Origin of the sequence: Thermoleptolyngbya sp. M55_K2018_002 (assembly GCF_015295965.1) — a bacterium.
GTDB lineage: Bacteria > Cyanobacteriota > Cyanobacteriia > Elainellales > Elainellaceae > Thermoleptolyngbya > Thermoleptolyngbya sichuanensis.
In genome coordinates, this window is sequence record NZ_DVEA01000010.1 from 1 (window position 1) to 11130 (window position 11130).

An 11130-nucleotide genomic window follows, 5' to 3' on the forward strand; every position below is an offset into this window, starting at 1 on the left:
AAATGCCCGGAATCAGCCCCGTCTCGGTAAACCCCAGCACACAGGCAAACTGCGATCGCGCTCCCTGAAACTGCCGAAGCCAGCGATCGCCCTGCGCGATGTTTCCGTAGCAGCGCGGCCAGGTCAACAACCTCACAGGCTTAGCACAAGCTGCAACCCCGGCTCTGGCTGGGCCTCTTCGGGCAGCGGTTCGGGATTGGCGCGGGCGGCGGGGCAATAGCGGGCATAGGCGCAGCGATTGCACTGTTCACCCGGAAACGGAGTCCAGGAACGGTCTTGCCGCAATTGCAGCGCTAGTTCGCCGATAATCGACTCCACCTGCTGGCGATGGTCGGGCGTGACTGTGTAGCTAACCTTCTCGCCTGTCCGCAGATACAATAAGCTAAGTTGTTTCAGGTGCTTTTGATAGCGCTGCTCCAGTGCCAGGTAATATAACCCGATTTGCAAATCGATTTCATCGGGCAATAGCGCCTCACTGTCCTTGCTGGATTTATAGTCGATTAGCTCCAGCCCGTCCTCCAGCCAGTCGATTCGGTCATAGCGACCCGACAGCGTAAATTCCAAATCCTGCACCCGCAGCGTCCCCTGGATGCGCCCTTCTACCGCTAGCGGCCGCCGAATTGCGCTTTGATTTGCAATAAAGCCGTTATAGTAGCGTTGCAGGATGCGCCGACCTTCGCTCACCTGAGTTGGCGTGAGTCCGCTGCTATGCTGATTCCAGCAATATTCCACCCAGTCCAAGCGGGGAATCGGGTCTTGATAATGCCAGTCGTCGTAAATCTGAGCCAGCGCCTGATGCAGCGACGTTCCCAGCGCTGCGGAGCTAAAAAACGCCGCCCCCGGCAGCTTGCGCTCATAGCGAAAGTAGTAGGCGAGCGGACAGCGGTAATAGCTTTGCAGCTTGGCAGCGGAGAGCGAGTAGGTCATGCGGACTGTAGAAATGCGACAGAAACTCAACAGACCCAGAGGGTCTTTATATGATGACACTAGATATGGGTTTTAGGTAGAGTTCGGATGCACTAGGGATAGAGTAGAGGGGGTAGGGTAGGGGTAGAGGGGGGAGTTCGTTGGTCATGCCAAGGATGCCAAAGATAACGGCTCGGCAGTGGAGCATTTTTATTCTGGTGCTATCAAATGTCATCTGGGGTTCTACCTTTCCGCTGATTAAGACTTCGCTGGGGACGCTATCGCCGTCGGTGCTGGTGATGGCGCGGTTTGTGGTGGCGGCGATCGCCCTCTTGCCTGTTGTTGGAATGCGCCTGCGTTCCGTGTCGCTGGCAGTCGCTCCAGTGCCCCCCCCATCGCACTTCAGCAAAGGACTGATTCTGGACGGCATCGGGGTGAGCGTCCTCATGTTTAGTGCAGTTTTGACGCAGGCAATCGGGCTGGAAACGGCTCCGGCCAATCGGGCCGCATTCATTACCAGCCTGAATGTGATTTTGGTGCCGATTTTTGCGCGGCTGCTGGGGCGCAAGATTTCGATACGGGTGGCGATCGCCGCAGGGCTGGCGCTGGCTGGCGTGGGGCTGTTGTCCTGGGAGGGTGGGGCGCTGGGGGTGGGCGATCTGTGGGTGCTGCTCTGCGCGGCCTGCTGGGCGGTGTATATTCTGCGAATGGAGCGAATTGTGCAGCGCTACAGCGCGACAGCCTTGACGACGGTGCAAGTGATGGCGATCGCCCTCCTGAGTCTCCTGTGGGCCGCCCCGCACATCGCTTCGCAAACCGCCGCCCTCATCGTCAGCGCCGCCGTGGTGCTGTACCTGGGACTCTTCGCCACCGCCCTCACCACCTGGACCCAGGCCAGCGCCCAGCGCCACCTCTCCGCCACCGAAGCCGCCATTCTCTACACGCTAGAACCCGTCTTTGCCTCGCTGTTTGCCTTCTGGTGGCTGGGCGAACGCTGGGGCCTGCGCGGCTGGCTGGGGGGTGGGGTGATTTTGGCGGCCACGCTGCTGAGCCAATTGCGCCCTAGAGCATGAACTACCTCGCCCACTTGCTGCTCTCCGAACCCGACCCCTTGGCCCGTCTCGGCAACCTAGCGGGCGATTTCCTCAAAGGAGCAGACGTTCGCTCGCTCCATCCCACCATTCAGCGGGGCATTGCGCTCCATCGCCAGATCGACACCTACACCGATCGCCACCCCATCGTCCGCCAGAGCAAGGCGCGGGTAGAGCCGCCCTACTGCCGACTGGCGGGGGTGCTGGTGGATGTGTTCTACGACCATTTCCTAGCGGTTCACTGGCAAACCTATGGGGTAGGGACGCTGGAGGAGTTTGTGCAGGGGGTCTATGCCGATTTGCAGCACTATCAAGCGCTGCTGCCGCCGTCGCTCCAGCGGGCGCTGCCGTTTATGCTAGCGGGCGACTGGCTGACTGCCTATCAGCAAGTATCGGGTATCGAGATGATTCTGGAGCGCATGGCAGCGCGATCGCGGCGATCGCCCCTCCTCGCCTCCAGCATTTGCGTATTGCACGATCATTACACTGCCCTAGAGCAAGACTGTCACCAATTTTTCCCGGCGCTCAAGGTATATGTCTACAATCAGGTTGCAATCCTGGCTGCCAAACGCTCTGGCTTCTGAGCAATGAAAAATTGAATCCGTACCTATCAGACCGGGCGAATTTGGCCAGGACAGGGGCTTTCAGGTATGGTCTACCGCTTGCGGCCGAATTTCGCTTTCAAGTCGTCTAGCGTTGCTGCTGTGGAGGGGCGATCGCCCGAAGCTGAGAGATTGGGGTTGCTGGACTGGGCAACGGGCTTCGGCCTTTGGGAGTTAGCGCCCTCCTGCGATCGCCCAGTTTGCTGGGTTGCCTTGTCGTTTACCTCGGAACGCATCGACAGGCTGATGCGCTTCAGCGATTCGTTCACCTCTAGCACACGCACGGTGACGATCTGCCCCACTTTTACGACTTCTTTCGGGTCTTTGACAAACCGATCGGCCAGCTGCGAGACGTGAATTAGACCGTCTTGGTGAACGCCAATATCCACGAACGCGCCAAAGTTTGCGACGTTAGTGATCACGCCTTCGAGCGTCATGCCAACCTTGAGATCGCCGATTTCCTGAATGTCTTCGCGAAAGGTGGCGTAGGTGAATTGGGCACGCGGGTCGCGGCCAGGTTTTTCTAACTCTGCAAGGATGTCGCGCAGGGTAGGTTCGCCGATAGTGTCGGTGACGTAGCGCTGGAGAGAGAGGGTTTTCAGCCGTTCTCCTGCCTTGGTCACTTGATCTAGCGGGATGCCGAGATCCTTGGCGATCGCCTCTACTACACCGTAGCTTTCAGGATGGACGGCCGTATTGTCTAGCGGATTGTCGCCATTGCGGATGCGGAGAAATCCGGCTGCCTGCTCAAACGCTTTGGGGCCCAGCTTAGAGACTTTTAGCAGTTCGCGGCGATTGCGAAACGCGCCGTTTTGGTTGCGATATTGCACGATATTGTTGGCAACAGCGCTGGAAATGCCAGAGACGTAGCTCAGCAGTTCTTTTGACGCAGTATTCAGGTCTACGCCCACGTAGTTGACGCAGCTTTCGACCGTTTCATCCAGCTTTTTCTTGAGCAGCTTTTGGTCCACATCATGCTGATATTGCCCAACGCCGATAGACTTGGGGTCGATCTTCACCAGTTCTGCTAGGGGATCTTGCAATCGGCGGCCGATGCTGACGGCTCCACGCACGGTCAGATCCAGGTCGGGAAATTCGGCGATTGCCACTTGACTGGCAGAGTAAATCGATGCGCCAGCCTCGTTCACAATTACTTTCACGGGTTTGTGATCAAGCGACTTCACCACTTCATTCACAAACGCATCCGTTTCGCGGCTAGCGGTGCCGTTGCCAATGGCGATTAGCTCAATCTGGTATTTGCGAATCAGGTCAAGGAGCGATCGCCCTGCTTTTTCCCGCTGCCCCTCGCCCGTGTGGGGAAAGATGGTCTGATATTCCAGAAACTTGCCCGTCTGGTCAATCACCGCCACCTTACAGCCCGTGCGAAAGCCGGGGTCAATGGCCAGCGTCGGCTTCATGCCCGCTGGAGCCGCCAGCAGCAGTTCCCGCAGATTTGCCTCAAAGGTTTTGATGGATTCGATATCAGCCCACTGCTTCTTCTCGGCAATCACTTCGCTGGTGAGGGAGGTCTGCATCAGCCGCACAAAGGCATCCCGCAGCATCGCCTGATAAAACTCGCGCACGGGCTTGGCCTTGGTGCGAATCACTTCGCGCTCTAGATAGCTCTGCACCTCGTCTTCGTCGAAGGTCAGGTTCAGCGTCAGTACATCCTCGCTTTCGCCCCGCAGCAGCGCCAATAGGTTATGTGGCTGAATCTTACTCACGGGCGCGGTGTAGGTACGATACATCTCGAACTTGGTGCTGCCTTCGGGAAAGTCGGGCTTGATGCGCGACTCGAAGCTGCCGGAATTCAGAAAAAATTGCCGCAGGTGCGATCGCAGTTCTGCTCGGTCAGCTACCGCCTCTGCCAGAATGTCCGACGCGCCCTGCAAAGCCTCTTGGGCCGTTTTCACGCCTTTGTCCCCATTGACGTATTTCGCAGCTTCAGCGGCCAAATCCGCCTGGGGCGCGTTGGGCTGATTCAACGACTCAATCCACTGGGCTAGCGGCTCTAGCCCCTTCTCACGGGCAATAGTGGCGCGGGTGCGGCGCTTGGGGCGATAGGGCAAATACAGGTCTTCTAGCTCAGTTTTCGATAAGCACCGCTCGATTTGAACCTGGAGGTCGTCGGTGAGTTTGCCTTGGTCGGCGATCGCCTTTAGCACCGTCTGCTTGCGTTCCTCCAGTTCCGTCAGGTAGGCATGGCGATCGGCCAGATCCCTGAGCTGAATCTCGTTTAGTTCGCCCGTGCGCTCCTTGCGATATCGCGCCACAAAGGGAATGGTCGCCCCTTCTGCAAACAGCGCCAGCGCATTTTCCACCTGAAACGGCTTAAGCGATAGCTCCTGGGCGAGCAGTTTGGGAATGTCGATCATGGGTGAACCGTGGAGAAACGCAACGTGCATTTTTCACTATACCGAAGTCTTGAACAGAGGCAGGAGTGGGGATTTTGGATTGGGGATTTTGGATTTTGGATTGGGGGGTTTGGCAGTAGGGCGATCGCCCTCATCTGGAAGCACCGACTCTGGGCGATCGCGCTTTTGCAGTCTGTCGAGAGCCAGATCGACACAGCGTGATTCAGGTCGTCCGTCTCCTCATCTGTTTCTTCAATAGCGCTTGAGGGAGTTCTCAGAAATACACCGAGAAATACACCGACCGAAGCGCGGTATACTCCCAACTGTGGGATTGGGAAGCTGGATTCCGGGCGCATCCCAGTTATGCAAATTCGCCCTCACCCCCCAACCCCTTCTCCCAAAACGGGAGAAGGGGAGCCGGATTCAAAGTCCCTCTCCCGCTCTGGGAGAGGGATTTAGGCTGAGGTTTACAAAAGTGGGATGCACTCTGGATTCCAGTCGATGAAGGCTGAATCACACAGGTTACAAGCAGAGACTCAGGTGACAAACAGAAAGCTAGGCAGCATGTTAGCGGTAGCAATTTTGGCGGCGGGCCGGGGAACGCGAATGAAGTCAGACCTTCCGAAGGTGCTGCACGATTTGGGCGGGCGATCGCTCGTGGAGCGGGTGTTAGACAGTTTGGCAGCGGTGCAGCCCGACCGCCAGTTGGTGATTGTGGGCTATGGGGGCGATCGCGTGCGGGAGTCTCTCAGCGCGGTTCCAGGGGTGGAGTTTGTAGAGCAGCGGGAACAGTTGGGCACGGGCCATGCAGTGCAGCAAATCATTCCCCATCTCGACGGCTTTGCAGGCGATGTGCTGGTGCTGAATGGCGACGTACCGCTGCTGCGCCCGGAAACGCTGAAGAACCTGCTGGACACCCATCGCTCAGCAGGCAACGCGGCCACGCTGCTGACGGCACATCTGCCAGAACCGAAAGGCTACGGGCGCGTGTTTTGCGATGGCAGCAACCGCGTGACGCAAATTGTAGAAGATCGGGACTGTACGGCTGCCCAAAAGCAAAACCGCCGCATCAATGCCGGGGTCTACTGTTTTCGCTGGGCAGACCTCGCAGAAGCGCTGCCCAAGCTGACCGCCGATAACGATCAGCAGGAATATTACCTGACAGATGTGGTGAGTATGATGTCACCCGTCATGGCTGTGGATGTAGACGATTATCAGGAAATCTTGGGGATTAACGATCGACGGCAGTTGTCCGCTGCTTATGACATTTTGCAAACGCGAGTAAAGAACGCCTGGATGATGCAGGGCGTGACGCTGATTGACCCGGCCAGTATCACGATCGATGATACCGTCACCCTTGGCCCAGATGTCGTTATTGAACCCCAGTGTCACCTGCGCGGTAAGACGGCTATTGGTGCAGGCAGCCGCATTGGCCCCGGGAGTCTGATCGAAAACAGCACGCTGGGCGATTGCGTGACGGTGCTATATTCCGTTGTGTCGGATAGCACCGTGCAAGCAGACACCCGCATTGGCCCCTACGCGCACCTGCGGGGACAGGTGCAGGTCGGCAACGGCTGCCGCATTGGAAACTTTGTGGAGCTAAAAAAAACTACGCTGGGCGATCGCACGAATGTCGCGCATTTATCTTATCTGGGTGATGCAACGCTAGGTACGAAAGTGAACATTGGCGCAGGGACGATCACCGCTAACTACGACGGCGTAAAGAAGCATCCGACGGTCATTGGCGATCGCACAAAAACTGGGTCAAACAGCGTCTTGGTTGCGCCTGTGACGGTGGGAGCCGATGTGACCATTGCCGCTGGATCGGTGATTACCGAAGATTTGCCGGACGATTGTCTGGCGATCGCCCGATCGCGGCAGGTGGTGAAACCGGGCTGGCGGCTCACGGTTGTCTCGGATGTGGCAGCACCCTGAGCTAGGGAATCCCAAGATTCTACTCCGTGAATGATCCGGAGGTGCGATCGCTGGGAAGAATATCTGTATAAACCCTAGATAAACCTTGGAGAAGCCCTAGTGGCAGGTGGAAACCCCAGCATGGGTTTGTCCATTGTTTTCACTAGAACCAGTTTCCGCTAGGAACACAGGGTTTCTCCAGGCAACCCATCCAGGCAACCTATTCAGGCGACTATGCAGGCGACACTTTCCCCCAGCGATCGCACGACCGACCCGTCCGCAGCCGAGTTATCCCTCTCTGTCGAAGAGCTAGGACGCACACTGGAAGCCTTTTTCCGCCAGCGCCAGTTGGCAGTTGCGGTGCGCTGTGCCCTCCAGGGCGATCGCCTGCTGGTGGTGGGCAACCACCGCACCGATATGTCGCTCAACCCGCGCCAGGTGTTGCAGCTTCTCGAAGCCCGCATCCACGCGCTCCAGATTCGCTCGATTCAGCAAGTGGGGCTATACCTGCGGATTGTCGGTCAGCCCAAGCCCTACGTGCGCCGCCAGTTTTCGCTCAACCAGACACCGCCAAAGCCGGTGCTATCGGGGGTTGCTGCCAGCGCCATTGGGGGAACCGGGGCAATTGCTCCACCCGTCACTATTCCCATTCCCAAGCCCGCATCTGTCGCGCCGTCTGCCCGCACCAAGGCTCCGCCGATCCCGCCAACCACCAGCAGACCCCCTGTTCAATCTGTTCACGCTGTTCAAAAAGCGGTTCCACAAGCCCCCAAATCTGCCCAGACTCCTCACCAAAGTCCTCAGAAGAGTGTCGAGGCAGGAGCAGATCATCGCCTGCTGATAGCGGGCATTGGAGCCGTCGGGCTGGCTCTAGGCAGCTACGTGCTGACGCAGCCCTGCACCCTCGGCGCGTGCCCCCAGTTGGAAACGGCAAAATCTTTGGGCAGCAAGTCGTTTACCGTCGTGACACAGGCTCCTGCTGCGCCCGACCTGGCCGCCGCCCAGCAGTACCTCACTGGGGCGATCAACCTGCTGGACACCGTACCCATTTGGTCGCGCCATCGGTCAACATCCAATGAACTGCGCCAGCAATATCAGCAGCAAAACGAGGTGCTGAATGGGTTGAGGCAAGCCGAGCAGTGGGCGATCGCCGCTACCCAGGCCAGCGAGGCTCCGGTTCTCAACCTCCAGACCTGGCAGTTGATTCGGAACCAGTGGGAAGCCGCGATTCAGCAGCTTGAGGCTGTACCCGTTGCCAGCCCGTTTTATGCGACAGCCACCGCCAAACTCCAAGACTACCGAGATCAGCTAGCCCTAGTGCAAACCCGGCTTCAGCAAGAAGAGGCAGCCGGACAGCGCCTCAGCGAAGCCAAGCAGTTGCTCAAGCTGGCCTGGGAGCGGCAGCAGCACGCCATTCATCAGAAGCGCCCTGACCTGGCCGAAGCAGTAGTCGCCACCTGGGAAGCAGGCCTGGCGCGGTTGCAGCAGGTGCCACCCAACACCAGCGCCATGTTTGAAGCAGAACGCCTGTTAGCGCTGTATGAGCCACGGGTAGAGAAGATCAAAACTGACCTAGAAGCAGCGATCGCCCAGGCCGCCAATCAGCCCGCCCAGCCCATGCTCCAAATTGCAGACCCCTCTGCCGCGCCCGACACCCAGCCCGTCGCGCAGCCCATGCAGGCGATCGCCCCGCAAGCCATTCCACAACCGATCCCACAGCTAGTTCCGCAACAGATTCCACCGCAGGCGCTCTCTCCCCAGCAAATGGCGCAATACCAAATGGCCCAGCAGCAGATGGCGCAACAGCGGATGATGCAGCAGCAAATGCTCCAACAACCCCTGCGCCAACAACCCATATCCCAGCGACAACTCCTGCAACAGCAAATGCTCCAGCAGCACGTTATGCAGCAAATGCAGGGACAGCCCATATCTCCGGTGCAAACGGTTGGACAGTAGCCGTTTCAGGAATTTTGGATTGCCGCAGGACACTGGAAATGAGCCGCAAACGCGACGCTACGGATGAAATCGCTAGAAACCTCGAAAACGCTTGACTGGCACTCCAAAACCGCCAATCCAAAATCGCAAATCCAAAATCCAAAAGCAATCTCACTTACCAATGCAAAAGCGGCTAAAGATCCGATCGAGGACAGATTCGGTCACGTCTTCGCCCGTGATTTCACCCAAAGCCTGGATGGCGCTTCGCAGGTCAATGCTCCAAAAGTCCAGCGGGAGCTGCTGAGCAATGGTGTCTTGCACATGCTGGAGGGCTGTTTTGGCGCGAGTGAGCGCGGCAGACTGGCGCTGGTTGATGGCTAGGTCGAGGTTCGCAGCCGTCAGCTTGCCGGCCTGGGCAATGGTCAGAATTGCTTGCTCCAGGGCTTCGATGCCGTGATTTTGGGCGGCAGCAGTGTACACCGTGGGCAAAGCGAGCGGAGGAGGTGGGACAGCGCCATCGCTTCCCCACGCCGCCACACCGCCATTCCCAGCCACCAGATCAACCTTGTTCACCACCAAAATCAGCGATCGCCCCTTGACCTGCTCATAGATTTCCTGGTCTGCGGCCGTCCAGCCCTGGGCAGCGTCGATGGTGAGCAATACCAGATCGGCGGCTTGGGCGGCCTGGCGCGATCGCGCGACCCCAATTTGCTCAACCACATCTTCGGCCTCGCGGATGCCAGCAGTGTCAAGCACCTGGATGGGGATGCCGCCGACTACGAGCTGCGATTCAACCACGTCGCGGGTCGTCCCCGGAAGCGCTGTCACAATAGCGCGATCGCTCCGGCTCCAGGCATTCAGCAGGCTAGATTTGCCGACATTCGGGCGACCGACAATCGCTACTTTTAGCCCGCTCCGCAACAGTTCGCCCCGGTCTGCCGTGTCGAGGAGCGCCGTCACTTGGGCGAGAACTTGCGACAGTTGGGTTTTGATCAGGGCTTCATCCAGCGGTGGCAGGTCGTCTTCAAAGTCGATGCGGGCTTCCACTTCGGCCAGAATATCGAGGCAGATCGCCCGAAGCTGGCGGATGGGCTGGGCAAGCTTTCCTTGCAGGCCGGCGAGGGCAGATTGGGCCGCCTGGGGCGATCGCGCTCCCACCAGATCGGCAATGCTCTCGGCTTGCGTTAGATCAATGCGCCCGTTGAGAAAGGCCCGCAGCGTGAACTCTCCCGGCTCTGCCAGCCGCGCCCCACAGTCCAAGCAAGCCTGCAACACCTGCTGCACCGCCATCATGCCGCCGTGACAGTGAAACTCCACCACGTCTTCGCGGGTGTAGGAGCGCGGAGCCAGCATCAGCAACAGCAGCGCCTCGTCAATCACTGTCTGGGTTTGGGGCTGGCGCACATGGCCGTAGAGAATGCGGTGGCTGTCCCACACCTGTCGCCCTGGCGCGTGGAATAGGATACGGGCGATCGCCACGGCCTCAGCCCCCGACAGGCGCACAATGCCCACGCTGCCTTGAGCAGGAACGATTGCTGTGGCGATCGCCGCGATGGTGTCTTGTTTCAGAGCAGGAGCCGTCATGACGTGAAATCAAGGGACGCTCTCTTCAATCTACTGGCACTCGCCCCCAAACGCGCAAATGGGTGGATTAACCTGCGATGAACCGCTGTGATGTGCTACTCGACCCCTATCGGCAGCTTGGCCCCCATCGGCAACCGGATGCAAAACTCCGTCCCCCAGCCCACCTCGGATTGAACCTCCAGGCTGCCGCCATGCTTTTCGACGACAATTTGACGGGCGATCGCCAAGCCCAGCCCCGTTCCTTTACCGACTCCTTTGGTTGTAAACAAATGATCAAAGATCTTGTCTCTGATTGCCGCAGGAATGCCGTTCCCATTGTCTCGAATCCGAATTTCGATTGCATTGGATTGCGTTAATGTGGTTTGGATGGTGATGGTCTGCGGCAAGGATTCCAACTCAGCAAATGTCCTCTTTTGCGCGGCTTCATCCAGCGCATCAATGGCATTGGCCAAGAGGTTCATAAACACCTGATTGATCTGCCCTGGGAAACATTCAACATCGGGAAGATTGCCATAATTAGTCACCACTTGAATGGCTGGGCGCTCGTCATTGGCTTTCAGTCGATGCTTCAGAATCAGAATAGTGCTATCCAGTCCCTCATGAATATCAAACGGTACTTTGTAATCTTTGTCGGCTCTAGAGAAGGTTCTTAAGCTATTGCTAATGCTGCGGATGCGATCAATTCCCAACGGCTTTGTTGCATGATTAAAAAATGGATAGATTAGCCTGAAGCAAGCTTAGTAT

The 11130-nt window shown here is 58.0% G+C and carries 7 protein-coding genes and 2 pseudogenes; 4 read left to right on the forward strand and 5 right to left on the reverse strand.

All coding sequences use genetic code 11. From position 1 onward, the window contains the following. Positions 1–127 (reverse strand): annotated as a pseudogene (locus IGS51_RS22250) (TIGR00303 family protein); the annotation flags it as partial. A 5-nt stretch (positions 128–132) separates the two neighbouring features. Beyond that, positions 133–927 carry a PD-(D/E)XK nuclease family protein gene (locus IGS51_RS00315; protein WP_297074780.1) on the reverse strand — a complete coding sequence of 265 codons (795 nt, stop codon included), beginning with the start codon at positions 925–927 and terminating at the stop codon, positions 133–135. Between the two features lie 146 nt (positions 928–1073). Between IGS51_RS00315 and IGS51_RS00320 the strand changes: the two genes are divergently transcribed. Both IGS51_RS00320 and IGS51_RS00325 read left to right on the forward strand, forming a co-directional pair. Beyond that, positions 1074–1979 (forward strand): DMT family transporter, encoded by a 906-nt coding sequence (locus IGS51_RS00320; RefSeq protein ID WP_297074782.1) that lies wholly within the window; start codon positions 1074–1076, stop codon positions 1977–1979. Further along, positions 1976–2581 (forward strand): ACP phosphodiesterase, encoded by a 606-nt coding sequence (locus IGS51_RS00325; RefSeq protein WP_297074783.1) that lies wholly within the window; start codon positions 1976–1978, stop codon positions 2579–2581. The genes IGS51_RS00320 and IGS51_RS00325 overlap by 4 nt, the downstream gene beginning before the upstream one ends. A 71-nt stretch (positions 2582–2652) precedes the next feature. Here IGS51_RS00325 and IGS51_RS00330 read toward each other — a convergent pair whose 3' ends face one another. After that, on the reverse strand, positions 2653–4974 hold the full coding sequence (locus tag IGS51_RS00330; RefSeq protein WP_297074784.1) for a Tex family protein: 2322 nt from the start codon (positions 4972–4974) through the stop codon (positions 2653–2655). Between the two features lie 543 nt (positions 4975–5517). Between IGS51_RS00330 and glmU the strand changes: the two genes are divergently transcribed. Together glmU and IGS51_RS00340 are read left to right on the forward strand one after the other, a co-directional pair. After that, a complete protein-coding gene (gene glmU / locus IGS51_RS00335) occupies positions 5518–6888 on the forward strand; it encodes a bifunctional UDP-N-acetylglucosamine diphosphorylase/glucosamine-1-phosphate N-acetyltransferase GlmU (protein WP_297074786.1) in 1371 nt (456 codons plus the stop codon). Between the two features lie 213 nt (positions 6889–7101). Then, a complete protein-coding gene (locus IGS51_RS00340) occupies positions 7102–8823 on the forward strand; it encodes a hypothetical protein (RefSeq protein ID WP_297074788.1) in 1722 nt (573 codons plus the stop codon). A gap of 150 nt (positions 8824–8973) precedes the next feature. Here IGS51_RS00340 and mnmE read toward each other — a convergent pair whose 3' ends face one another. After that, a complete protein-coding gene (gene mnmE, locus IGS51_RS00345; RefSeq protein ID WP_297074790.1) occupies positions 8974–10386 on the reverse strand; it encodes a tRNA uridine-5-carboxymethylaminomethyl(34) synthesis GTPase MnmE in 1413 nt (470 codons plus the stop codon). Between the two features lie 95 nt (positions 10387–10481). Next, positions 10482–11075 (reverse strand): annotated as a pseudogene (locus IGS51_RS00350) (sensor histidine kinase); the annotation flags it as partial. Positions 11076–11130 lie beyond the last annotated feature (55 nt).

Coding starts and splice junctions, on each gene's coding strand:
- IGS51_RS00330 (WP_297074784.1), bottom strand. CDS start 4,974: ATGATCGACATTCCCAAACTGCTCGCCCAGGAGCTATCGCTTAAGCCG.
- IGS51_RS00340 (WP_297074788.1), top strand. CDS start 7,102: ATGCAGGCGACACTTTCCCCCAGCGATCGCACGACCGACCCGTCCGCA.
- IGS51_RS00325 (WP_297074783.1), top strand. CDS start 1,976: ATGAACTACCTCGCCCACTTGCTGCTCTCCGAACCCGACCCCTTGGCC.
- mnmE (WP_297074790.1), bottom strand. CDS start 10,386: ATGACGGCTCCTGCTCTGAAACAAGACACCATCGCGGCGATCGCCACA.
- IGS51_RS00320 (WP_297074782.1), top strand. CDS start 1,074: ATGCCAAGGATGCCAAAGATAACGGCTCGGCAGTGGAGCATTTTTATT.
- glmU (WP_297074786.1), top strand. CDS start 5,518: ATGTTAGCGGTAGCAATTTTGGCGGCGGGCCGGGGAACGCGAATGAAG.
- IGS51_RS00315 (WP_297074780.1), bottom strand. CDS start 927: ATGACCTACTCGCTCTCCGCTGCCAAGCTGCAAAGCTATTACCGCTGT.